A 22,714-nucleotide genomic window follows, 5' to 3' on the forward strand; every position below is an offset into this window, starting at 1 on the left:
ATTAAAATAAAAAGTATTAATGTAACTTTTAAAGTTACATATAGGGTTTATCTTATGCAGTACGATGTTGCAATTATTGGTGGGAGTTATGCAGGCTTGTCAGCAGCGATGCCATTGGCGAGGGCACGCAGAAAAGTAGTCATTATTGATGCTGGAGAGCGCAGAAATCGTTTTGCAGCGCATTCACATGGCTTCTTAACCCAAGACGGCAGTCGGGCCAGTGAGATTGTTCACATTGCAAAACAGCAGGTTTTGGCTTATCAGACTGTGGATTGGGAAGGAGGACGGGTGAAGCGTGTAGAAAAAGTTGATGGTGGCTTTGCTGTCTGTATTGATGCAATTCGGTTTATCACAGCAAAACGATTGATTATTGCCGCTGGAATCACGGATCAGCTTCCTGAAATTTCGGGGTTAGCTGAGCGTTGGGGCAAAAGCATTTTTCATTGTCCTTATTGTCATGGTTATGAGCTGAATCAAGGCAAGATCGGGATTATTGCTAGTTCTGAGCATGCAGCACATATGGCAATGATGTTGCCTGATTGGGGCGATACCACATTGTTCTTAAATGATTATCCTATAGCCGAGGAATTGCTTGATCAATTAGCCACTCGAGGTGTCCGCGTAGAAAAACGATTGATTCAAGAAATCATCGGACACAGCGATGTTTTACTCGCAGATGGTTCTGTTATTCAGTTGGCTGGTATTTTTGCAACCACAAAATGTAGCATCGCTCAGGACTGGATTTTCAAGTTGGGTTGTGAGATTGAACAGAATGCGATGGGTGAGGCAATAAAGACCAATGCTATGAAGGAAACATCAGTGACAGGTATTTTTGCCTGCGGTGATGTTGCTCGTTTAGGCGGTTCAGTGTCGTTTGCAGTTGGTGACGGCAGCATGGCAGGCGCTGCAGCGCATCGATCTTTAATTTTCGCTTAGCAAATAAAAAAGCTAGAGATTGACTCTAGCTTTTTATGTCTGAGAAAATCAGTTGAATTAATGATTTTCCGAAGCATGGTTGATGGTGTATTTAGGAATTTCGATTTCTAAATCTTCATCAACAATCTCTACTTGGCAAGATAGGCGAGAATCTGGCTCTAAACCCCATGCACGGTCAAGCAAATCTGCTTCAACGTCATTCATTTCCTCAAGGCTATCAAAGCCCTTACGCACAACTACGTGACAAGTGGTGCAGGCTGCTGACATGTCACAAGCATGTTCAATTTTAATGCCATTTTTTAATAAACTTTGGCATAAATTGGCGTTATGTTCGACTTCAAATTCTGCACCTTCAGGGCAAATTTGTGCATGAGGAAGAACTTTAATACGTGGCATATTGATCACCTATACCTTTAGTTTGAGTTTGACCAATCTTCAAGTTTCGTACCTTTTAAGGCATGGTCAATATGTCGGTTCATACGAAGCGCAGCAAAGGCATCGCTATGAATTTTAAGCTGTTGAACAGCGTGTTCAATCGCTGCAAGCTCATCTGTCTTAAGACGGGCTTTTAACGCTTCAGCAGCAAGAATTAAGTCGCGAGCCTGTTGCTGAGAGAGTAAATCAGTATCTGCTTTTAAGGCTTGCTCCAATGCTTCTAGCTCACGTTGTGCCTCTACTTTGGTTTCTTGCAAATGACGAAGATGTTTGTCTTCTTCGGCATATTGAAAGCCTTCTACCAGTAAGCGTTCAGTATCCGCTGATGATAGACCATATGAGGGTTTAATATCGATTTGCGCTTGAACACCAGAGGTGGTTTCTTTAGCTGAGACTGTCAATAAACCATCGGCATCGACTTGGAAAGTCACTTCAATACGTGCTTGACCTGCAGTCATTGGTGGGATGCCATGTAATACAAAGCGGCCCAATGAACGGCAATGCTCAACCAGATCACGTTCACCTTGAACCACATGGATCAACATCGCGGTTTGACCATCTTGATAAGTGGTAAATTCTTGACGGCGTGCCACAGGAATCGCTGTATTACGTGAAATCAGGCGTTCAACCAAACCGCCCATGGTTTCAAGGCCAAGAGAGAGCGGGGTCACATCAAGGAGTAAAGAACCATCTTGGCTATTGCCAATGAGCTGGTTTGCAGTAATTGATGCGCCAATCGCAACCACTTCATCTGGGTTGATGGTGCAAAGTGGTTCACGTTCAAATAATTCACGAACTGCTTTCTGTACTGCATAAGAGCGCGTAGAACCGCCAACAAGAACCACATGTTCAATGTCATCGAGTTCAAGCTTAGCATCGCGTAATACACGTTTGCAGACACTCATGGTTTTATCGAGTGCAACTTGAATAATGGATTCAAAAGTTGAACGATCTAAAGTGAGTCGATCATCCAATAGTTTTAATTCAGCAGAATCATGGTCTGTTAAATGTTCTTTGGCTTGACGTGCGGCCATGATGAAGACAGCATATTCTTCGTCGCTTAAGGTCTCGATATTGAGCTGTTTTTTCGTCCATTTTACGATTAAGCGATCAAGATCATCACCACCAAGTGCAGTATGTCCACCTGTTGCCAGAACTTCAAAGACACCTTGTGAGAAACGTAAAATCGATACGTCGAAGGTACCACCGCCTAAGTCGTAAATGACATAGTTGCGATCCGTGCTGAGATTGGTGTCTTGATCCAATCCATAAGCTACAGCAGCAGCAGTAGGTTCGTTAAGTAAACGTAGAACATTTAAGCCCGCAAGCTGTGCAGCATCACGTGTAGCTTGGCGTTGTGCTTCATCAAAATAGGCAGGCACAGTAATCACCGCACCATTCACAGGATTGCTTAAACTTGCTTCAGCACGATCTTTTAACTGTTTTAAAATTTCAGCAGAAATTTCGACTGGTGTTTTACGACCAGCAGCGGTTTCAAATGCAGGCATTTCATTTTCCGCACCAACGAGAGTGTATGGATGCTGGAATTTGATATCTGCTTGTGAGCGACCCATAAAGCGTTTTACTGAAACAACTGTATTTTTAGGATCAGTCAGCATAAAAGGTTTAGCTTCATAGCCAAACGTCGTTGCATCCTTTGCGTAATGAACAATAGACGGCAATAATACTCGGTCTTTGTCATCTTGTAGGACTTTCGGTTTTCCCGATAGCACTGTCGCCACTAAAGAGTGGGTTGTCCCTAAGTCAATGCCGATCGCAATACGATGTTGATGCGGGGCAGTAGCTTGACCAGGTTCAGCAATTTGCAAAAGCGCCATGCGTGCGGTATCCCTTGAAAATAATCGGTAACAGCGGATTAAAAATCATCATCGAGGTCGAAGCTTTCTTCTTCGTCCAACATGCGATCTTCAGCTTTATCAATATCATTCATAACACGTTGGAAAAAACGTAGTTTACGAACAGTATCACGTGCTTCTGCCCAGTCTTCGTCAGCAAAATCAATTTTAAATTCGCGAACTAGACCATCGATCCACTGTTGAATTTCAACTTTTAACGTATTGAGTTGCTCTGTAGATGTTGCTTCATCCAATTGTTCACGCATTTCGAGTGCAGATTGCAAAAATTCAAAATCACTAATGGATTGGTCCAAATGATGATCTTGTTTTTTTAAGGCAAGCAGGTACGCAGCACGGCTATCAACTTGTGAAAGTACTTTAAATGCTTGATTGATTTCGCTCGACTTGATCAATGCCTGATCTTTGTCAGTGGCTTTATCTGGGTGATATTGCTGTTGCAAACTTAAAAACTGTTTTTTTAAAGCTGCTAAATCTATATCGAGTGCTTCGGGTAATTGGAACAACTCAAAATGATTCATGGGAGATGAATTCCGCTATTGATAAATACGTTAAAACAGTGCGGAACACACTGTTTTGACGAAAAGAAAGAGGGGTGTTGCCAGTTAAACAGTAAATGATTCACCGCAACCACATTCACCTTTTTGATTTGGGTTATTAAACTCAAAGCCTTCGTTCAGACCATTTTTGACATAATCCATCTCTAAACCATTGAGATAAACTAAGCTTTTCGGGTCAACAAATACTTTAACACCGAGTTGTTCAAATACTTGGTCATGCGTGTCGACATCATCGACAAACTCAAGTACATAAGCCAACCCAGAACAACCCGAAGTTTTCACGCCAATACGAATGCCTTCACCCTTACCACGATTTTGCAGGTAATTGCTGATGTGACTCGCAGCATTTTCAGTTAAATGGATCATGAAAACTCCAATGTTATTTCGTTCATCAATTAAGCTTTCGCTTTCTTGCCACGATAGTCTTCAATCGCAGCTTTAATTGCATCTTCAGCCAATACAGAGCAGTGTACTTTTACTGGTGGAAGTGCAAGCTCAGTCGCGATATCAATATTCTTGATTGATTGAGCTTCATCAAGTGTTTTGCCTTTTAACCATTCGGTTACAAGAGAGCTTGATGCAATTGCAGAACCACAGCCATAAGTTTTGAAGCGAGCTTCTTCAATTACGCCATTGTCGTCGACTTGAATTTGTAAACGCATCACGTCGCCACACGCTGGTGCACCGACCATACCTGTACCTACGTTTTCTGCATTTTTGTCTAAAACACCAACATTACGAGGGTTTTCGTAATGATCAATTACTTTTTCGCTATAAGCCATGTTGCTTCTCCAAACCTCGGGGTCAGCCTAATATTAATATGAGGGTAAAAACACGTTTTTCAATTGAGGGTTCAATGAATTAGTGTTCAGCCCATTCAACTGTTGAAAGGTCGATACCTTCTTTGTACATATCCCAAAGCGGAGAAAGTTCACGCAATTTCTCAACTGCAGCTTTGGTAATTGTTAACACGTGATCAATATCAGCTTCAGTTGTGTATTTACCAAAACTGAAACGGATTGAACTGTGTGCTAACTCATCAGATAAACCTAAAGCACGTAAAACGTATGAAGGCTCTAAAGTTGCAGATGTACATGCTGAACCGCTTGAAACAGCAACATCTTTCAGTGCCATCATCAGTGATTCACCTTCAACAAAGTTGAAGCTGACATTTAGATAGTTTGCAACGTTTTGAGTTGGGTGGCCATTCAAGAACACTTGTTCAAGGTCTTGTAAACCATTCCAAAGCTTGTCGCGTAATTTACGGATACGCTCTTGCTCTGCTTGCATAGTTTTGCCAGCAATTTCAAAAGCCTCACCCATACCAACAATTTGGTGTGTCGCTAAAGTACCAGAACGCATACCACGCTCATGACCACCACCGTGCATTTGTGCTTTTAAGCGAACACGTGGGCTACGGCGAACAAAAAGTGCACCAATACCTTTAGGACCATAAATTTTGTGACCAGAGAAACTCATCAAGTCGACTTTCATCGTTGAAAGATCAATTTCAACTTTACCAGCTGCTTGAGCAGCATCGACATGGAAGAATGTTTTATTGGCACGAGTTAGTTCACCAATTGCAGCAACGTCTGTTACGGTACCGATTTCATTGTTCACCATCATGAGGGATACAAGAATGGTATCAGGGCGTAAAGCTGCTTTAACCATCTCAGGTGTAATTAAACCTGTACGTGGTTCTGGCTCTAAATATGTAATTTCGAAACCTTGTTCTTCAAGCTCACGGCAAGGATCTAACACAGCTTTGTGTTCGATTTTACTTGTAATGATGTGTTTGCCTTTTGAGCCGTAGAATTGAGCAATCCCTTTTAATGCAAGGTTGTCAGATTCAGTCGCACCTGAAGTCCAAACGATTTCACGAGGGTCTGCTTTGATTAGGTTTGCAACTTGTTCACGCGCATACTCAGCTTTTTCTTCGGCTTGCCAACCATAAGCATGTGAACGTGACGCAGGGTTACCAAAAGTCCCTTCGAACGTTAAACACTCCACCATACGTTCTGCAACTTCAGGCAGTACAGGAGTGGTTGCTGCGTAATCAAGATAAATTGGACGTTTCATGTCAAATACCTGTAACCGATAGAAGGGCTGAATCTAAGCTTGGTGAATTTTGGCGTAGAGCAACAGTTTGAACGTTGTCACGCGCAATTAAATCAGCAAGCGTGATTTTTGCGAGATAATCGGCAATATGGTGGGAGAGTTCTTGCCATAAGTCGTGCGTTAAACACATTGCGCCATTCTGGCAGTTGCCTTTGTGGTCACAACGAGTTGCATCAACAGTTTCATTTACAGCTTCGATGATTTCTAGCACGGTGATTTCACTTGCAGTGCGCGCAAGGTGATAGCCACCATTTGCACCACGAACGCTTGAAACTAACCCATGACGTTTAAGTTTTGCGAATAACTGTTCTAAATAAGCGACTGAAATGGATTGGCGAGCTGCTATTTCCGCAAGCGTGATCGTTTGTTCAGTTGGCTGCAAAGCTAAATCAAGTAGAGCAGTCACTGCGTAACGACCGCGAGTTGTAAGACGCATGATTCGGTACACATGGTTAGACTAGATATGTAAATTTTATGAATTCCGACTAAAATAGTCAAGTTTTAAATTGTCATTATCAGTGTGAAAAGTAAAATATATTGGAATTATTGTATCCACGTATTATATACAAAATAGGCGATGAAAATAAAGCTCAATACTGCAAAGCTGATATTGATCAAGCGCTGGCGTTTTTGTAGGCGGTGAATACGGTTTTGATATTGTTTTACTTCAACCAGCAAAGTGTTGATTTCAGAGCGCTGCTGATCAATTTTATCTAAGAGAGGGGCAATGCGTTGTTGAGATGCAACGGCTTCAGCTTCATCGTTAAATAGATTTAACCATTGTTTCCAGTTTGCCAGAATACTGGAGAGCGTTAGATGTGGAAGTAAATCTAAAAACTCTTCAGCGAGTACGGCATCACCAAGGATACGCATATTGCTAATGCTACGCTGATTGTTAAACACAAAAATCTTAATCAGATCGATGAGTGTGCTATTAATCTCTAAATCGATGTTCCGATCCAGTGCTTTCATATCGAACAACAGACCTTTTTCGGTAAATTGGATATAAAAGTCAAAGAACGGAATGTAGCTATTGATCCGAATCGTCATCTTTTTATCGATGAGCTTTTTTGCTTGCAAGCGCAATCCCGCATCATGCGTAAGGACGAAGGAGAAAAAAGTTTCTAAAACAATGATGACAATGTTTAGCAACAAATGGGGATGTTTATGTCTTTGTTGCGTATCACTCATAGATCTCTTTTTCCTTACCAATAACGTTAAAACAATAAAATCTGTAAACTTTGAGTATCCTTACTCAATTGTTAAAAATAATTTACATGACTTTATTGCTTTGTAGAACAGTTTTTTAAAACGATCAAGTCTTAACTTTGATATTATAAAAACATTTTTATGGTTAAATACGACATACTGTTTGTAAAGAGCTTAGGAGTAATGGTCAATGGATAACTCAAACATAGAAAATCCTAACGAAGAAGCTGAAGTAAAAACTAAGCCAAAATCAAAGAGTTCTAAAAAATCTGCACTGGATTTCAAAAAATATACACAACAAATTTGGCTTGCTGGTTTGGGTGCTTTTTCACGTGCTGAAGAAGAAGGAAATAAATTGTTTGACTCACTGGTCAAGGTCGGTGAAGAGCTTGAGTCGAAAACAGTCGATTTTGCAGACAATACTGTAGGTAAGGTCACAGAGAAAGCCAAAGAGTCTGTAACAGATACCAAAGACAAAGTTGAAAAGATTTTAGATACGGGCGTGAATCACTCTTTGAATCGTATTGGCTTAGTGACGCCGAAGGATCTTCAGCATATCGAACAGCTGCTTGTGCAGTTGCATATCAAAGTGGATGCTTTGATTGAAGAAAATAATCAATTGAAGGCCAAATTGAATAAAAAGTAAAAAAAATGCAGGTAACTGGTCCGTTTATGTCGTTTTTCAGTATTTATTTTAATTAAAAGGTCTTTCTAGTATTGCGTTCTCCCCCAAAGCATTGCTATAAAGGCGTCATGGCCTTTTAAACTATAGCCTTGGATCTTAACAAACGATATTAAGAGGATATTTTTTATCATGAATAAATCAGAATTAATTGATGCGATTGCTGAAAAAGGGGGAGTGTCTAAATCGGATGCTGGTAAGGCACTCGATGCGACAATTGCATCAATCACTGAAGCACTTAAAAAAGGTGACACGGTTACTTTAGTTGGTTTCGGTACTTTCAGCGTGAAAGAACGTGCTGCTCGTACTGGTCGTAACCCTAAGACTGGTGAAGAACTTCAAATCAAAGCAAGCAAAGTACCTAGCTTCAAAGCTGGTAAGGGTTTAAAAGATTCGGTTGCGTAATCTTTTTAAATCAATAAACGCACCATTTAGGGTGCGTTTTTTATTTATTGAATGAAAAAGTTAATTTGATCTTTATTCTCCATTCATTCGTCTTTGTTTTTCAGTTAAAATTGCCCCGAAATAAAATATTGGAATTCTTATGGAATCGTTTCGTACTCTCATTAAGGGTTGGTTGGGTAAAGTCCTGCTCGTTTTGTTTTTGACCCCTTTAGCACTTGTAGGGATTGAAGGATATTTTAGTGGTAGCAATAAAGCAGACGTTGCGAAATCGGTAAACGGTCAAGATATTTCTAATAAAGAATTAGAAAGTGCCACCAAGAACTATAAAGACCAATATTTATCTTTGGTCAAGGGTGATGAATCACTTTTAAATTTACCTGTTATTCAAGAAAAAGCATTAGATGCACTGATTGCACGTAGCTTATTACAGCAACAAGCTGAAAAGTTAGGTATGACTTTAAGTGATGTACAGCTTGAGCAAATGTTAGCTCAGCAGCCAAGCTTCCAAGAAAATGGACAGTTTTCACAAAAATTATATGAAAACTATTTACGTTCAGTGGGTATGACGAATCAGGCGTTGATTGCGAGCTTGCGTCAAGACCATGCACTTAAAATGATTTCAACATCATTAATGGATTATGCATTGGTGAGCAAGTCTGATGTACAGCAGTTAGCTAATTTGCAAACTGAACAACGTACTTTGCACTTGGCAAGTATTAAGTTAGATGATTATAAAAAAGGCGTGACTGTATCGAATCAAGAAATTGCTGACTATTACAACAAGCATAAAAACGAGTTTAAGCAAGTTGCTAGTGTTGATGTTGATTATGTCGTACTTACACCAGCATTATTGCCGAAAGCAAACCTTGCGGTAACTGAGGCTGATTTACAGCAAGCTTATACTGCATTTGTGGACAAGCAACAAAAAGATGTAAAGCGTGAAGTTAAGCATATCTTAATTACCACGGACGCGCGTGATGACGCGGCTGCTCAAAAGCTTGCGAATGAAGTTTACGCTAAAATTCAAGCAGGTGAGTCATTTGCTCAAGCAGCAGCTCAGTACTCTGAAGACCCAAGCTCTAAAGCAAATGGCGGTTTAGTTGAAGCCTATGCACCTGGTGTATTCTCAGCTGACTTTGATAATGCGGTTACGGCATTGAAAAATGGCCAGATTTCTAAACCTGTTAAAACACAATATGGTTATCACATCATTGAAGCCAATGCACCAGTTGCCAATATTCCTTCATTTGAGGCTGAAAAAGCACGTTTAACGGCTGAGGTTGAAAAATCTAAGGCAGCGAATTTATTCAGCGATACAGTGAATAACTTAAACGAAATGGTTGTCGGTGGCGATTCACTTGATGTTGTTGCGCAAGAAGTGAAAGGTGCACGTATTGAATCTGCGAATGCTGTAACCTTAACAACCGATAATCCATATTTAAGTGATTTGAGCGTTAAAGCAAAATTGTTCAATGATGATGTGAAAAACGGTGATCGTAATGCATCTTCAAATATTCAAATGGCGAATGGTGATACGATTTGGATCAAAGTACGTAATTACCATGCAGCAGGTATAAAACCTTTAAACGAAGCAACTGCTGATGTCAAAGCGAAAGTAATTGAAGCAAAAGCATATAAAGCAGCTCAAGCGAAAATTGCAACAATCCTTGCTGACTTTAAAACTCAGCCAGCTGCTCAGGTGGTTGCTAAATCTCAAGTCACTTTTGAAAATGCAGGCACATTCGCTCGTTCACAAGGTTTAAAACGTCCTATTGAACGTGCAGCATTCAGTATTCCTGCACCAAGCAAAGATGGTTTATGGTCTGCAACGACTGCCAAATTGCCAAATGAACTTGTGATCGTTGCAGTTTCAAATGTGAATAGCAGCGTAGCAAGTACTTTACCAGCAGAACAGTTACAAGAGTTGAATAAGCTTTATCAACAGTTCCGTGGTCAGCAGGTCTTGGAAGACTATACTGAATACTTAAAATCACAAGCAAAGATCAAATAAGTTTGTTCTAAGCATAAAAAAGCCAGTTTGTTTAAACTGGCTTTTTTATTGGAGGCGATAAACTATTTTTTCTGAATAAATTTAGCTTCTTCAGATTGAGGGTATTGGCTGAGCAGCTTGCTTTTATATTGATTTGCTAAAGCAGTGTTTTTGTCTACTTCTTTGGCAATACTATAGAGCTGATAAACCGCACGAGACGCTTTAGCAGAATTTGGATAGCGTGTTGCTACAATATTATAGTTCTGTTTGGCAGCTTTATAGTCTACAGGCTCAACGGCCAAGTAAAATTCAGCTAACCAAAAATATGCATTACCAACATAAATACCATTCGGATGGTTTTTAATGAAGTTTTGCATTGGTTGAATGGCTTTTTTTGCACCGCCTTGTTTATAGGCATCAAGTGCAACGGTATAGGCTGCTTTTTCTAACTCGATTTGATTGGTGGTATTGCTGGTTGTCGCTGTATTGGGTTGTGGTTGGGAAGTAGGTTGTTGTGCTGTTTGTTGCTGCTGTGCTGGAGCAATTGGTGCAATCGTTGGTGCTGCAGCTTCTGTATTGGCTGTTGCGGTTGTAGCAGTTCCGTCTTGGGCTTCAGGGTTTTCTTCTGGTGGATCAATTTTTTGCGAAAGCAGTTCTAAGCGTTGATCAAGATCAGTATAGCGATTGCTAAGCTCTTTCTTTAATTGCTCTATCGCATTGTCATGTTCTTCAAGTTGACCACGTAACTTGCGAATTTCCTCTTCAAGTTTTTGGTTCTTTTGCATGATCTCCCAGTTCAAGCTTGGAGAACCTGCAACAACATTATTGGCTTGTTGTTGGCTTAAAGCGCGCGATTCAATAGGAACATTGGCATATAAATGTGCACTGCTGAGTAGGGCAATAAAAAGTACGGAATGCTTTTTTAGCATAAAAATTCATCCATAAGTTGAAATATAAAGCTGTGGTCGAACAAGTCTTCATCTTTTACTTGCAACACACCAGATATAGATTTTTGATTAAGCCATTAAAACAGCAACTCATTTAAATGCAATAAGCATTTACAATCTTCAAGCACTTTTGAAGGGAATTGGTTGGTTATTGTTTAATGTTTAAACACAACTAAAATAAATAGATAACAAATATATAGAGATTGATGAGGAATTAGGCAGTTGAGTTGAAAACTCACTGAAAAACAGAGACAAGGCTTGCAACTCAGATAAAAATCTCTATACTTTGTCAGGCAATGGTAGCCCTGCTGGTAGCTTCGCAATTGTACTCTACGAACCCCGCCAGGACCGGAAGGTAGCAACGGTAGTAGAACTATGATGTGCCGAAGTCATGCTGGTAGGGCTGCCACCATTTATTCTTCTTCGCTCGTTCGAGCAATCGCTTTCATAATTACCCCCATATCAAAACCACGATATTGTAAAAATCGAACTTGTTTTGCTTTGATTTTAGGGTCAGTTGCGACTTCTTCTCCAAATTTTTTGACCTTAAGCTGATAAGCTTGATCGAGCCAGTCTACTTCTTGAAGTTCTTCAGTAATCAGCTCCGCATCCAGTTGCTTTGCTTTGAGTGCCTGTTTGATTCGTTGTAAGCCTTTGCCTTTTCTGATTTGACTGGCGAGCGTCAGTTCAGCGACACGTTGATCACTCTGATAGTTCTGTTGTGCTAATTCTTCGACAAGGTTGGCCACTTCATCTAGATTGATTGCATAGAGATTTAGTTTGGTGATTAATTCAGCTTTTGAATAATCACGGCGCGTGAGCAGGGCAAAAGCATAGGAACGTAATCGTTGTCCAGTCAGTGTTTTAGGTTTCTCGGTTTGGTCTGAATTAAACATGCCTTCCTCATTAAAAAACGCCCCGAAGGGCGTTTCAGTTTAGCTTTCTAAGAAATCGGGTTCTTCTTCTTCAACATTTGTATTTTCAGTTGGTTTATTCTTGGTGAGAAGTTGTTCACGAATGATTTTTTCAATTTCTTGAGCCATCAATGGATTCTCTTCAAAATGACGAATCACATTATTTTTACCTTGCCCAATTTTGTTACCTTGGTATGAATACCAAGCACCTGCTTTTTGAACGATATCTTGTTGAACGGCTAGATCAACGAGTTCGCCCAATTGGTTGGTACCTCGACCATACATGATCTGGAAGACCGCTTCTTTGAACGGAGGCGCCATTTTGTTTTTAACAACTTTGACGCGTGTTTCGTTACCTGTAATTTCATCGCCTTCTTTTACTGCACCGATACGACGAATATCTAAACGTACAGATGCATAGAATTTAAGTGCATTACCACCAGTCGTTGTTTCTGGGCTACCAAACATGACACCAATCTTCATACGGATTTGGTTAATGAAGATCACCATACAGTTTGAACGTTTTGCATTACCTGTGATCTTACGCAGCGCCTGACTCATCAAACGCGCTTGTAAGCCCATGTGTGAATCACCCATTTCGCCTTCAATTTCAGCTTTAGGTGTCAATGCAGCAACGGAGTCGACAACGATGAGGTCAATTGCACCTGAACGAACCAACATGTCAGCAATTTCTAATGCTTGTTCACCGTGGTCGGGTTGTGAAACCAATAGGTTGTCAATATCTACACCAAGCTTACGTGCATATTCAGGATCTAAAGCATGCTCTGCATCGATAAATGCACATGTGCCACCATTCTTTTGACATTGTGCAATCGCTTGCAATGTCATGGTGGTTTTACCTGAAGATTCAGGACCGTAAATTTCAACAATACGACCCTTAGGTAATCCGCCAATCCCTAATGCGATATCTAATGTTAAAGAACCCGTAGAAACAGCTTCAACTGCTAATACAGTGTTATCGCCTAAGCGCATCACGGTATTTTTACCAAATTGCTTTTCAATCTGACCTAAGGCAGCTTGTAGCGCTTTACTTTTATTATCATCCATCTCAAAACCTCAAAACTTTATTTCTTAACGACTAACCCAAGTGGATGTATTGAATCTCAACTTGTTGGGACTTGAGTATAGTGGCAGATTCTAGTTGTTTATTCTACATCTGATCTGTGTCTATGCGACACGAGATGACGCATCCAAAAATAGAAAATATTCATCCGATCTATTCATCATGATAAGACCAGGATTGGACATTTTCTTGTTTAAAACGATTGATATCACGACGATCTTTTTTACTTGGTCGGTGATCAGGTCGGGCTAGATTATGCAATTTTCGTTGTGAGGCATGCAACTCTCTGCGAGTAATACTTTCTGCGGTTTCTTCATAAAGCAGTTGCGCCATCGGTGCACCACCACGGATGGCGGAAAGTGCTTTCACGACCACAGTTTTTTTATCGAGACCCTGTTGAATGGTGAGTTCCATTCCAACACGCACATCTCTAGAAACTTTGACGCGATCATTGTTGTGATGGACTTTGCCACCTTCAATCGCAGCTTTGGCAATTGAGCGTGTTTTAAAAAAACGAGCTGCCCAAAGCCATTTATCAATGCGCATGGCATCCATGCTTTCTGCTTCATGCTGTTTTGGCATCTGTTACCTGTTGGTTGGTTTCAAGATAATCAAAAAGTTCGGTTAAATGATCAAGTGCAGGGTATGGCAGCTCAGTTGTATCTCTCGCAGCTTTGCTACTAGAGGGCTGTAGAATACTGAATAACTGGCGGATACCAAAGTTTTCTGCACCTTTGAGCACGGCAACTGTGTCGTCAATAAATACTGCTTGTGCGGGATCAAATGGGTGCAACTGTTGTAGCTTTTGCCAAAAAGCGACTTCTTCTTTGGCATGCCCTAATTCTTCGCTACTGATCATAAGTTCAAAATAGGGGCTCAGTTCTACATTTTCAAGTTTGAGTTGTAAGCCTGCACGATCTGCATTGGTCAATAACCAACAGCGATAACCTTGGGCATTGAGTTGCTGCAAGAGTTGATGGCAGCCGACACGAGCACGAATTTTTTCGCGGTGCTCGTACTGTAGTTGCAATACATCAACTCCAACTTTAGCCGTCCAGTACGCCGAAGAATACCAAGATAGTGTATGCTTATGTTGTTGGTAGAATTGAAACAGTGTTTGTTGGCTTTGCTCCAGCGTACATTGATGTACTTGAGCGTGTCGTTCAGGCAAACAATGATTCCAAATAAAATCATCAAAGGCTAAATCGAGTAAGGTGCCGTCCATGTCAAACATGGCGATTGGTTGCTGCTGTAAATCTGAATATGACATAAGGTTGGTCTATGTTTATTAAAACGCTTGCCCCACAAGATCAGTTAATTTCACAACTTGTTCCGATCATGGCGCAGGCAAGTAAAATATTGTGGGAAGAATACCAAAGTTATTGTGCAGGTTGCGAGTTTAATATTCAGGAAAAAAGTGATGATTCACCAGTTACCCAAGCAGATTTAAAAGTAAATCATTTTTTATTAAAGCACTTAGCGACAGTTACGCCACAATTACCCGTATTGTCTGAAGAAAGTGATTATTCAGCGCGCGCGGCATGGCAGCGCTGTTGGATGCTTGATCCACTGGATGGGACTAAAGAGTTTATTCACGAGCGTGACGAGTTCACGATTAATCTGAGTTTGATTGACGGTCACCAGACCATATTTGCGATTATTGCTGTGCCATGTGAGCAGGTGATGTACATCGGACATACCTCGCAATTACCGTATAAATATGGTTTTAGTCGACAAGAATGGTTCCAATATCAGCTTGAAGAGCATGATCTGACGGCTCCGCTACAAATTGGTTTAAGCCATAACAGTAAAAATCCAAAGTATAAAAACTTTATCGAGCCAATCTTGCAGAATCGTCAGGTGGAACGTCGTGAGGCAGGCAGTGCTTATAAGTTTTGTATGATGCTGGAAGGGGAAATTGATATTTACCCTCGTTTCCATCCAACTTCAGAATGGGATACTAGTTCGGGGCAAGCCCTACTAGAAAGTATAGGAGGTGGTCTGATGACTTTGGATCAAAAACCATTTCTATATAATCAGCGTGAAACGGTTTTAAATGGCGGCTTTATCGCTTATCGAGATCAGCATTGCAAAAATATTGCATATGATGCGCTTAGTCGTTCTGGCATTTTAGATTGAGTGTTATCTGGCTCATGCTATAGTGAGTTAAATTAAAGCCTGTATGTGAATATGACTCTGCATTTATTGCCTAAAAGTATGTTTGAAGCAATTGATTTACTTCCAGATGCTTCTACACCTGTGACTTTGTTTACGCGTCATTCTTTGCGCGAATTGGTGAATGGACAAGGTTTGGCTGGTTATGATCTACAGTTGACTGAGCAGGGACGAGATTTGGCGTATGCTTGGGGACAATATTTAATTCAAAATACCGATCGGGCGATTCAGCATTGTATTTCCAGCCCGATTCAGCGTTGTGTAGATACAGCAGCCCTAATGATTGAAGGGGCGGATGAAACACGCAAAGCCGTGAATACTCATCAGATTGAAATTGTTGAACAGCGTTTATTGGTTGAGCCAGGTAGCTTTGTTTTAGACATACAACAGGCAGCCCCTTATTTCCGTAAACAAGGTGCATTAGGTTTTATTAATAGCTTCGTTAATAATGCTTTGCCAGGGATGAAACATCCCATTACGGGCGTATTTGATGTATTGGAGTTGCTTTATCATACCCATCCTACACAACAGAATGGTTTAAGTTTGGCTGTAAGTCATGACACGATTCTTGCTGCAATTGTTGCGGTGATCTCAGGTAAAAATCAAATTGAACAAACGGATTGGCCTGACATGATGGAGGGTTTGTTTGTATGGTTTGAGGGTGAGGACTTTGCGGAAAGTCAATTAAAATGGATTTGGCGTGGTAAGCGGCAAGCGTTAGAAATAAAGCAGTTTTTGAATCGCTAGTTCTAATCGATCATAGAAATGTTGCTTTGAAATATTAAAATCAAATCGGATAGTCACTCAGCTAATCAATAGAGTTCGATTGCTGTTGATGTGAATCCAAACAGATCATTTGGATTCAGATATCAACATGATTGGATTAAAGTCTGATTAAACACATTTTCCAATTTTTTGTCCTTCGATCGTACTGAGATTTGTTTGCAACTTAGTTGAAGTTGAACAGTGAATATTCCCTGAAATTATAGACTTATCTAAACTTAATGTTGTCGCAGCTTGTGCAATATGTATATCACCACTGACACTTGAGTTGATTAATTTGATTGCTTTTGCTTGCTTAGCTTGAATGCTGCCTTGGATAGACGAGCTATTTAAAATCAAACTGCCACCTTTCCCGATATTTACATCACCTTCAATTGACGAATTGTTGAGTGTGCAATGTGCACCTGCGGGAACAGTGAGAGCACTGACCGTGTTGTTCTCGATCGTATTTGTGCAGCTTGCAGCAAAACTGAGACTACTGCATGAAAAAAGTGCGACTGCGATGATCAACTTCCCATTCTTATTCATTTGGCTCTCCAGTTTTGTAGATTGATTGTTGCTCAAAACTTAAATTTAAATGAATTCTATATGCCTGAAATAGGTCGTTTGAGTGAGGGAAATGTAGTGCTGGTGGAGGATTTATGTTCAATTTAGAAATCTAAATAAAATTGAATTAGATTAAAAGTGTAATAAATCCAGTATTTTTTGTTTTTGCGATAAATTAATTTCCTTCCTGCTATTTAAGTTGTTAGTATATGTAAATACATGATTTATATTAATTTTAACCAATTAACTTAATTTTTCATTAACGATAATTTATCAAGTTTTTCTTGGGGAAGTGTGATGCAATTACAACTTAAACATTTAACGGTTTGTTTGTTATCGGCCATGCTCGTCGCTTGCGGTAGTGGTGGTGCAGATCATTCCAATGCAACAAATAATACTGAGCCGCCAAAAAATGAACATGGTGCAGGAGGAAATACCAACCTTACACCTGGTGATGGAACCAACGAGCTACCAGGAGATGGAACGCCAGAAACACCAAATAATGGTTCGGGGACTACTGTACCCGAACTCCCGAATGGCGGTAATACAAGTTCAGGAGGCATTACACCAGAAGTGCCTAATACCGGTAATAATGGTTCAGGAACGACAACTCCTGAAACACCGAATAATGGTAATAACAGTTCAGGGACGACAACACCTGAAACGCCAAATGGTGGTAATACTGGTTCGGGTGGCGTTACGCCAGAAGTGCCTAATACTGGCAATAATGGTTCAGAAAATACAACACCTGAAACACCGAACAATGGCAATAATGGTTCGGGTAACACAACACCAGAAACACCGAACCAAGGTGGGGGTGGAAATACAGAAACACCGTCTATTCCACCTGTGGTAGAAAAGTATCCAGAACCTCGTAAAAATAAAATAGATGAATCGGTGCTTGGTTTTTATGATTACGATAAGCTTGGACTGCCACGTCTACTGCGTAATGATTTAAATGGCAGTTTTGCTGCAATGCTGCAATTTGCACAAAGTCATGTGGTCAATCCTAAGAATAATGAAAAAGACTCAATGCCGCGTCTAACAACAGAAAAAGATGCCTTGTTGTTGGTGACACCATTGGCAGAAATGGGTGATCTACAGAAGCTACATGTCGAAATTTATCAAGGTAATCAACTGCTTAGAATGGTTAAATTGAAAGAGCCGTCAAGAATTGCAGCCTCTGATCAATCAAATACTGATGGGCGTCCGCCTGTGAGTTACTCTAAAAGAGCATGGACGGTTGCTTTAAAATGGAGTGAAATTCGTGCCGGTTTACATCTTCGCGTGGTTGATCCGCTGAATAATCGTAGTGGAGATTTAACTGCGGACAATATTGATTTGGCTGCACCAGGTGAGCTGGTGGTACAAAATATCCGTTTGGGCTTATTAACCGATCCGCCGAAGTCAACAGGCCACTATATGTTGCTTGAACCTGCCAAGGCGGGGACAGATTATTTTCAGACCATTCCTGCTGCACGTATGATCGTCACCAAATATGAGGATTTAAAGCTGAATAAAGTCATGGTCGCAAGTGGTGTGATCTACGACTCGGCAAGTGCAACCACAGGTGATGTCTATAGTGGTGATATGCGTGAAAATACGGCTAAATCGACTTTTGGTGTGGGTATTAATTTAGCCAATTGGGGCATCACCAGTGCTTCAATGGCGAGCCAAGAACAACCACAAATCACGCAAAGTGTGGTGGCCCATTATGCACGCGGCAAATATAGTAACGGTGAGGCAACCCATGGGCTAAGCGGCGGTAATGGCATGCTGACCTTGATTGACTCTGTCGGTAATGAGTTTAGTCATGAAATTGGCCATCATTATGGGCTGGGGCATTATCCAGGTTCTGTTGGGGATAATATGTTCTGGGCAGCGCATCATGCAGATAGTGGCTGGGGCTATATTGCGTTTAGAAATAAAATGCGCGGTAATCTCAATTGGACGACGACCAACTTAGGAGATGGTGCAAATGGTGTACCGAATTTTCTGAATAAATATGCTTATGGTTGGGATGCGATGTCTGGTGGTGCGACGGCAAGTAGCATTTCTAAATATACTCATTACACCGGCTATAGTATCTATTTAAAAATTCAGCCTGCATTTGACCGTTATGTTTGGGATGCAACTTCTCCAACGGGTTATAAAAAATGGAATGCAATAACTCGTGTGATGGAAGTTGCTCAGCCTAAAACACCAAACTCAAGTAATGTTTGGTATAACCGTGCTGATGGTAATTACTTGAAACCAAAAATGTTTGGTGTGCCAGTCTATACCATCTTGGGTGGATATGATCCAGAGGCGCAGGTTGGCTTGGTTTATCCTGCTGCGAAAGGTAACTGGGGTAATGTATTTGATCTACCACAAGCCAATCCAAATGCAGTAACAGCAAGTTGTTGGCTGAATGTGCAGTTTGCCAGTGCGAGTCAAAATATTGCTTTAGCACCGCAACGAATGAACTCGAATAGCAACGCCAATAAGTTCCATGTCAACCTTGCGCAAAGTGAAGCACCGCAGCAAGTGAATTTGTATTGTAAAAAGGCCAATCAAGCAGCAGTGCTACTTTCAAGTACATCTATTCCTGTGAGTACAGTGGCTCTAGCACCTGCAGTTGAAATTGGTAAGGAAGCAGAATACTCAGCTCTTAGAGCGATTGAGTTGCCTCAATTAGAGCAGGCCTTAGTCGAGAATAAAAACAAGCCAGTTGTAAATCTTTCGACAGATGCAAAGTTACTATTTGATTCATATAGAACTTTTAAAGATCAACTATCGCCTGATGCTCAAAATGAGATGGTGCGTTATACCCAGCAGCAAATTAAACTTTATCGACTCAATCGCTGGATCAATGTCTATCGTTCAGATTTGACCAATTTAAATGCCGATGCATTAAGTGCATTCCATGCTTTTGTTGAGAAGTTAGAACTCAAAGGTGATTTGAATTTTGCATCAAGTACTAGTTTATTAAACAGAACAAATTGTTTAAAAGCTGAGAAGTTGGCGAATGGTGATTTAAATGCATTTATTAGTGGATCAACAGGCTGTGTTAGTGATGACTCAGAGAAATGGATTTATGATGCATTGGGTAAAATCCATAACAAGCAATATATAGATCAGTGCTTAACGACTACAGCGGGCAATGTGATCAATCTGACGCCTTGCAGCAGTGTAAGTAGTCAAGTGTGGGAACTTGATACGACTGCGCAGGCGATTAAGCAATCGAATCAGTGCTTCGACTTGGAGGGTGGTTACTTAACCAATAATCGCGCACGTCTAATTCGCTATCGTTGTACCAGTGGTGCCAATCAAAAATGGACGATTCCAGTCGTAAATAACAGCCTCGTTCTTGCTGGTTTGTCTGCGAAGAATCTGGTATTGGCGACTAAGCTTTTACAATCTAGTCCTTAATGATTTGAGTGTTTTATCTCAACGTCATAAATTGATGATATGAAGTCCTTCGGGACTTCATATTTTTTTATGCAGAATATTTTCTTAGAAAGTTGAAAAAAATAATAAAAGTGCACTTTTAAAATATAGAAATTTTCGTCATGATAGGCTTATAAAAAGAGAAACTTGACGCATAATTGGATAAAAAGATGTTATTAAACACGATTTACTTATGGGAGCCTGAGGTTTTTACAGGTAAAGTCCCTTCAGAAGATGATTCACATCAAGTTGCTTTTGAATTGCATCAACAATATCGCCATATCTCTAGTCATGGTAGAACTTTGCAAGCCTGGTTGAATTTGTTTAGCAACAAGATTTGTGATCCGCAATACCAATCTTATTTTTCTGAACAGACACAACAATGGGTGCAAGGGATTAAGACCAAGTTTGCTCAAGGATTGTGTGCCAGTGTGCAAGTAGATGTTCTAGCAAATGAAGCACAAAATGATGCGGTCTATCGAGTCTTTTATGAGGCCGCGCATGAAACAGGAATTGGCTTCTATGAGTCGAATTATAATGTGTGGGGAGTTGGTGAGTTACAATCTCCTGAAAATGCGGTTTCAAATCTGTTGCAGCCATATTTGTTAGAACCTTTAAAAATCAAAGTGACTGAATCAATTTCTGAGCCTAAGAAGCAATTCAATCATTTCCAAATACCACAAAGCATGCCTGAAGCGGAACTTCTGATTAGTCAATGGTTTGAACAGCAAAGTTATGCCCAGCATTTAAAGTTGGATGTATTTAATGTTGCGCATGATTTTATTTCAAATTGGGGCAATATCGGACGGCCTGAATTGGCGTTGGATACAGGCTATCGTTGTTTTTTACTCACCCACAGGCAGCTTGGTATTTTCTATCAGTTGAAAATGGTACTTAGAAAATTAACGGTCAGTCCAATGCTGTCTTTTGCGATGGATTTTACCGATCGTTTTATTCCTGATCAATTGCAAGAGCAGCTATCTGAACGCTTGATTTTTCGTCTACGTTCGATGGATATACATAAAAACACGGGGCAGAAAAATAATGTAGAACCGAGTTTTGCATTGATGGGACGTTGGGATACGCAAACAGATATTCAGGATTTTTTTACTAATTTGGATGCTTATATCAATTTTATTTTTTCAAATCTGGGGCAAGGTCGGTTAGACGTATTACAGGCATGGGCTTACGGTGATATGCTAGCAGATCTTAAAATTGATTTAGATTTTCGTTTTGAGTTGATGATGATTGCATTAAGCCAAGATCAGTTGTATTTGCAAGAACGCTATCAACAGCATAAGGCTTTATTGATGCAGACCAACGCACGAGCGAGCGATTTGGGCTTGTTGGAGGAGAGTTATATATTGTGCCAGAAGCTGCTCAAGATCGTGACAGAGGCGGGAACAGGCTTGCAACCTTATATAAAAAATTAAAGGCAATAAAAAAGCCCGAAAATTCGGGCTTTTTTATGTGCATCAAATTAGTTAGCTAATGCTTTAACTTGAGCGTTCAAGCGGCTCTTGTGACGAGCAGCTTTATTTTTGTGGATGATGCCTTTATCAGCCATACGGTCGATTACAGGTACAGCTGTTTTATAAGCTTCTGTAGCAACAGCATAATCACCAGCAGCGATCGCATTTACAGTACGTTTGATATAAGTACGAACCATAGAACGTAAGCTTGCGTTGTGTTTACGTGCTTTAACGTTTTGACGAGCACGTTTTTTAGCTTGAGCAGAGTTTGCCACTCGTGCACTCCTTGAAAATAAGTTGGTCTGGGCGGGCTGAAGTTAAAACCAATAAAACATTAGCAACATTCACCAGCCCGTAAACAAGTGCCATATTTTGAGGAAACTAAGCCGCGAAGTCAAGTCTTGTGATACTTTTAAGTACATTTAACAGGTGAAAATCGTGCAAGAAAACGTTACATTAGCCTTAGATATTGATTGGAATAAATAAAAATGAAAATAGGTGATAAAAAGGCAATCGTCATCGGTGCGACAGGTTTGGTTGGTCAAGCACTCATTGATGAGTTACAACATTCGGATGACTTTAATGCGATTACCGTCGTTGTAAGAAAAAAATCAGATACATTAAAAACTTACAGTAAAGTTAATCAGCTTGTTTTAGAGGATTTCTTATTACTTAATGATGAAGATGTCAGTACTTATACACATGCATTCAGCTGCTTGGGAAGCACTATAAAACAAGCGGGATCGAAAGAGGCATTTTACGCGATTGATTATGAAATTAATGCCCATTTTGCTGATTTAGTTCAGGATAAAAATATTCATTTATTAGTGGTCAGTGCGTTGGGAGCGAATGCTAATTCACCAGTTTTCTATAATAAAGTAAAAGGTGAACTGGAAAATTATCTCAAAAGCCTGTCAATTTATAAGCTATCAATTTTCCAGCCTTCACTTCTAATTGGAAAACGCAGTGAAGTTCGCTTGCTAGAAGATCTGGCACAGACCGCATATAAACTGCTCGAAAAAGCGTGGACCAGACCGTTTAAACTAAAACCTGTAACAGCTGAGCAATTGGCGCATACTATGCGGGTCGCAGCACAAACTCAATCTGCCGCATTCAAATGCTATGACAATTTAAGTATACAACAAAGCAAATAAT

Annotated in this window: 24 protein-coding genes and 1 other RNA gene; 10 read left to right on the top strand and 15 right to left on the bottom strand. The window is 40.3% G+C overall.

The annotated features are described in order from the left end of the window. Nucleotides 1-54: 54 nt before the first annotated feature. Complete coding sequence (locus A7P55_RS11635; protein WP_171552200.1) at nt 55-936, top strand: NAD(P)/FAD-dependent oxidoreductase; 882 nt, start codon at nt 55-57, stop codon at nt 934-936. Nucleotides 937-993: 57 nt separating this feature from the next. On the opposite strand, the gene fdx is transcribed toward A7P55_RS11635, so the two are convergent. The 8 genes from fdx to A7P55_RS11675 form a co-directional block, all read right to left on the bottom strand. After that, nucleotides 994-1,332, bottom strand: coding sequence for an ISC system 2Fe-2S type ferredoxin (gene fdx / locus A7P55_RS11640; RefSeq protein WP_004652975.1), 339 nt, complete (start codon nt 1,330-1,332; stop codon nt 994-996). A 17-nt stretch (nt 1,333-1,349) separates the two neighbouring features. Then, nucleotides 1,350-3,209: a Fe-S protein assembly chaperone HscA gene (hscA, locus tag A7P55_RS11645; protein ID WP_171552201.1), complete on the bottom strand. Its 1,860-nt coding sequence runs from the start codon at nt 3,207-3,209 to the stop codon at nt 1,350-1,352. 38 nt (nt 3,210-3,247) lie between these two features. Further along, entirely contained in the window at nt 3,248-3,766 is a 519-nt protein-coding gene (hscB, locus tag A7P55_RS11650; protein ID WP_004807979.1) for a Fe-S protein assembly co-chaperone HscB, read from the bottom strand. A gap of 84 nt (nt 3,767-3,850) precedes the next feature. After that, a complete protein-coding gene (gene iscA / locus A7P55_RS11655; protein WP_004807977.1) occupies nt 3,851-4,171 on the bottom strand; it encodes an iron-sulfur cluster assembly protein IscA in 321 nt (106 codons plus the stop codon). Nucleotides 4,172-4,200: 29 nt separating this feature from the next. Continuing rightward, nucleotides 4,201-4,587 (bottom strand): Fe-S cluster assembly scaffold IscU, encoded by a 387-nt coding sequence (gene iscU / locus A7P55_RS11660; protein WP_004652980.1) that lies wholly within the window; start codon nt 4,585-4,587, stop codon nt 4,201-4,203. A 79-nt stretch (nt 4,588-4,666) separates the two neighbouring features. Beyond that, a complete protein-coding gene (locus tag A7P55_RS11665) occupies nt 4,667-5,884 on the bottom strand; it encodes an IscS subfamily cysteine desulfurase (protein WP_004807975.1) in 1,218 nt (405 codons plus the stop codon). 1 nt (nt 5,885) lies between these two features. Next, nucleotides 5,886-6,359, bottom strand: a complete 474-nt coding sequence (locus A7P55_RS11670) for an Rrf2 family transcriptional regulator (protein ID WP_004807972.1) — start codon at nt 6,357-6,359, stop codon at nt 5,886-5,888. Nucleotides 6,360-6,466: 107 nt separating this feature from the next. Then, a complete protein-coding gene (locus A7P55_RS11675; RefSeq protein ID WP_171552202.1) occupies nt 6,467-7,114 on the bottom strand; it encodes a hypothetical protein in 648 nt (215 codons plus the stop codon). A 208-nt stretch (nt 7,115-7,322) separates the two neighbouring features. Between A7P55_RS11675 and A7P55_RS11680 the strand changes: the two genes are divergently transcribed. From A7P55_RS11680 to A7P55_RS11690, 3 genes are all read left to right on the top strand, one after another. Then, a complete protein-coding gene (locus A7P55_RS11680; RefSeq protein WP_004807968.1) occupies nt 7,323-7,778 on the top strand; it encodes a phasin family protein in 456 nt (151 codons plus the stop codon). A gap of 168 nt (nt 7,779-7,946) precedes the next feature. Next, nucleotides 7,947-8,219, top strand: a complete 273-nt coding sequence (locus A7P55_RS11685; protein ID WP_004639426.1) for an HU family DNA-binding protein — start codon at nt 7,947-7,949, stop codon at nt 8,217-8,219. Nucleotides 8,220-8,358: 139 nt separating this feature from the next. Then, nucleotides 8,359-10,230 carry a SurA N-terminal domain-containing protein gene (locus A7P55_RS11690; protein ID WP_171552203.1) on the top strand — a complete coding sequence of 624 codons (1,872 nt, stop codon included), beginning with the start codon at nt 8,359-8,361 and terminating at the stop codon, nt 10,228-10,230. Between the two features lie 62 nt (nt 10,231-10,292). Here the strand turns inward: A7P55_RS11690 and A7P55_RS11695 are convergent, their stop codons facing one another. Next, nucleotides 10,293-11,138: a YbgF trimerization domain-containing protein gene (locus tag A7P55_RS11695; RefSeq protein WP_171552204.1), complete on the bottom strand. Its 846-nt coding sequence runs from the start codon at nt 11,136-11,138 to the stop codon at nt 10,293-10,295. A 324-nt stretch (nt 11,139-11,462) separates the two neighbouring features. On the opposite strand from A7P55_RS11695, the gene ffs reads away from it, so the two are divergent. Then, an RNA gene (ffs, locus tag A7P55_RS11700) (signal recognition particle sRNA small type) lies at nt 11,463-11,559 on the top strand. A 10-nt stretch (nt 11,560-11,569) separates the two neighbouring features. On the opposite strand, the gene A7P55_RS11705 is transcribed toward ffs, so the two are convergent. The 4 genes from A7P55_RS11705 to A7P55_RS11720 all read right to left on the bottom strand — a co-directional run bounded on the left by A7P55_RS11705 (nt 11,570) and on the right by A7P55_RS11720 (nt 14,424). Beyond that, nucleotides 11,570-12,052 carry a regulatory protein RecX gene (locus A7P55_RS11705; RefSeq protein WP_171552205.1) on the bottom strand — a complete coding sequence of 161 codons (483 nt, stop codon included), beginning with the start codon at nt 12,050-12,052 and terminating at the stop codon, nt 11,570-11,572. Nucleotides 12,053-12,091: 39 nt separating this feature from the next. Then, the gene (recA, locus tag A7P55_RS11710; protein ID WP_171552206.1) at nt 12,092-13,138 is read right to left on the bottom strand and encodes a recombinase RecA; all 1,047 of its coding nucleotides are present in this window, start codon (nt 13,136-13,138) and stop codon (nt 12,092-12,094) included. A 169-nt stretch (nt 13,139-13,307) separates the two neighbouring features. After that, complete coding sequence (locus tag A7P55_RS11715) at nt 13,308-13,736, bottom strand: S4 domain-containing protein (protein ID WP_171552207.1); 429 nt, start codon at nt 13,734-13,736, stop codon at nt 13,308-13,310. After that, a complete protein-coding gene (locus A7P55_RS11720) occupies nt 13,720-14,424 on the bottom strand; it encodes an HAD-IA family hydrolase (RefSeq protein ID WP_171552208.1) in 705 nt (234 codons plus the stop codon). Before A7P55_RS11720 ends, A7P55_RS11715 begins: the two co-directional genes overlap by 17 nt. 11 nt (nt 14,425-14,435) lie before the next feature. Here A7P55_RS11720 and A7P55_RS11725 point away from each other — a divergent pair, with 11 nt between their 5' ends. Together A7P55_RS11725 and A7P55_RS11730 are read left to right on the top strand one after the other, a co-directional pair. Then, entirely contained in the window at nt 14,436-15,293 is an 858-nt protein-coding gene (locus tag A7P55_RS11725) for a 3'(2'),5'-bisphosphate nucleotidase CysQ (protein WP_171552209.1), read from the top strand. Between the two features lie 51 nt (nt 15,294-15,344). Continuing rightward, complete coding sequence (locus A7P55_RS11730; RefSeq protein ID WP_171552210.1) at nt 15,345-16,076, top strand: phosphoglycerate mutase family protein; 732 nt, start codon at nt 15,345-15,347, stop codon at nt 16,074-16,076. A 147-nt stretch (nt 16,077-16,223) separates the two neighbouring features. On the opposite strand, the gene A7P55_RS11735 is transcribed toward A7P55_RS11730, so the two are convergent. Beyond that, nucleotides 16,224-16,640 carry a hypothetical protein gene (locus A7P55_RS11735; RefSeq protein WP_171552211.1) on the bottom strand — a complete coding sequence of 139 codons (417 nt, stop codon included), beginning with the start codon at nt 16,638-16,640 and terminating at the stop codon, nt 16,224-16,226. 315 nt (nt 16,641-16,955) lie between these two features. On the opposite strand from A7P55_RS11735, the gene A7P55_RS11740 reads away from it, so the two are divergent. Next, nucleotides 16,956-20,069, top strand: a complete 3,114-nt coding sequence (locus A7P55_RS11740; RefSeq protein WP_171552212.1) for a M66 family metalloprotease — start codon at nt 16,956-16,958, stop codon at nt 20,067-20,069. 188 nt (nt 20,070-20,257) lie between these two features. Then, nucleotides 20,258-21,520: a hypothetical protein gene (locus A7P55_RS11745; RefSeq protein WP_171552213.1), complete on the top strand. Its 1,263-nt coding sequence runs from the start codon at nt 20,258-20,260 to the stop codon at nt 21,518-21,520. A gap of 47 nt (nt 21,521-21,567) precedes the next feature. Here A7P55_RS11745 and rpsT read toward each other — a convergent pair whose 3' ends face one another. Beyond that, entirely contained in the window at nt 21,568-21,834 is a 267-nt protein-coding gene (gene rpsT / locus A7P55_RS11750; protein WP_004807943.1) for a 30S ribosomal protein S20, read from the bottom strand. Between the two features lie 213 nt (nt 21,835-22,047). On the opposite strand from rpsT, the gene A7P55_RS11755 reads away from it, so the two are divergent. Next, nucleotides 22,048-22,713: an NAD(P)H-binding protein gene (locus A7P55_RS11755; RefSeq protein WP_171552214.1), complete on the top strand. Its 666-nt coding sequence runs from the start codon at nt 22,048-22,050 to the stop codon at nt 22,711-22,713. The last annotated feature ends 1 nt before the right edge of the window (nt 22,714 follow it).

The organism is Acinetobacter sp. Ac_5812 (assembly GCF_013072695.1).
Taxonomy (GTDB): domain Bacteria; phylum Pseudomonadota; class Gammaproteobacteria; order Pseudomonadales; family Moraxellaceae; genus Acinetobacter.

Excerpts from the sequence above, each read along its gene's own strand:
- A7P55_RS11635 (WP_171552200.1), top strand. The coding sequence starts at position 55 with ATGCAGTACGATGTTGCAATTATTGGTGGGAGTTATGCAGGCTTGTCA.
- fdx (WP_004652975.1), bottom strand. The coding sequence starts at position 1,332 with ATGCCACGTATTAAAGTTCTTCCTCATGCACAAATTTGCCCTGAAGGT.
- hscA (WP_171552201.1), bottom strand. The coding sequence starts at position 3,209 with ATGGCGCTTTTGCAAATTGCTGAACCTGGTCAAGCTACTGCCCCGCAT.
- hscB (WP_004807979.1), bottom strand. The coding sequence starts at position 3,766 with ATGAATCATTTTGAGTTGTTCCAATTACCCGAAGCACTCGATATAGAT.
- iscA (WP_004807977.1), bottom strand. The coding sequence starts at position 4,171 with ATGATCCATTTAACTGAAAATGCTGCGAGTCACATCAGCAATTACCTG.
- iscU (WP_004652980.1), bottom strand. The coding sequence starts at position 4,587 with ATGGCTTATAGCGAAAAAGTAATTGATCATTACGAAAACCCTCGTAAT.
- A7P55_RS11665 (WP_004807975.1), bottom strand. The coding sequence starts at position 5,884 with ATGAAACGTCCAATTTATCTTGATTACGCAGCAACCACTCCTGTACTG.
- A7P55_RS11670 (WP_004807972.1), bottom strand. The coding sequence starts at position 6,359 with ATGCGTCTTACAACTCGCGGTCGTTACGCAGTGACTGCTCTACTTGAT.
- A7P55_RS11675 (WP_171552202.1), bottom strand. The coding sequence starts at position 7,114 with ATGAGTGATACGCAACAAAGACATAAACATCCCCATTTGTTGCTAAAC.
- A7P55_RS11680 (WP_004807968.1), top strand. The coding sequence starts at position 7,323 with ATGGATAACTCAAACATAGAAAATCCTAACGAAGAAGCTGAAGTAAAA.
- A7P55_RS11685 (WP_004639426.1), top strand. The coding sequence starts at position 7,947 with ATGAATAAATCAGAATTAATTGATGCGATTGCTGAAAAAGGGGGAGTG.
- A7P55_RS11690 (WP_171552203.1), top strand. The coding sequence starts at position 8,359 with ATGGAATCGTTTCGTACTCTCATTAAGGGTTGGTTGGGTAAAGTCCTG.
- A7P55_RS11695 (WP_171552204.1), bottom strand. The coding sequence starts at position 11,138 with ATGCTAAAAAAGCATTCCGTACTTTTTATTGCCCTACTCAGCAGTGCA.
- A7P55_RS11705 (WP_171552205.1), bottom strand. The coding sequence starts at position 12,052 with ATGTTTAATTCAGACCAAACCGAGAAACCTAAAACACTGACTGGACAA.
- recA (WP_171552206.1), bottom strand. The coding sequence starts at position 13,138 with ATGGATGATAATAAAAGTAAAGCGCTACAAGCTGCCTTAGGTCAGATT.
- A7P55_RS11715 (WP_171552207.1), bottom strand. The coding sequence starts at position 13,736 with ATGCCAAAACAGCATGAAGCAGAAAGCATGGATGCCATGCGCATTGAT.
- A7P55_RS11720 (WP_171552208.1), bottom strand. The coding sequence starts at position 14,424 with ATGTCATATTCAGATTTACAGCAGCAACCAATCGCCATGTTTGACATG.
- A7P55_RS11725 (WP_171552209.1), top strand. The coding sequence starts at position 14,436 with ATGTTTATTAAAACGCTTGCCCCACAAGATCAGTTAATTTCACAACTT.
- A7P55_RS11730 (WP_171552210.1), top strand. The coding sequence starts at position 15,345 with ATGACTCTGCATTTATTGCCTAAAAGTATGTTTGAAGCAATTGATTTA.
- A7P55_RS11735 (WP_171552211.1), bottom strand. The coding sequence starts at position 16,640 with ATGAATAAGAATGGGAAGTTGATCATCGCAGTCGCACTTTTTTCATGC.
- A7P55_RS11740 (WP_171552212.1), top strand. The coding sequence starts at position 16,956 with ATGCAATTACAACTTAAACATTTAACGGTTTGTTTGTTATCGGCCATG.
- A7P55_RS11745 (WP_171552213.1), top strand. The coding sequence starts at position 20,258 with ATGTTATTAAACACGATTTACTTATGGGAGCCTGAGGTTTTTACAGGT.
- A7P55_RS11755 (WP_171552214.1), top strand. The coding sequence starts at position 22,048 with ATGAAAATAGGTGATAAAAAGGCAATCGTCATCGGTGCGACAGGTTTG.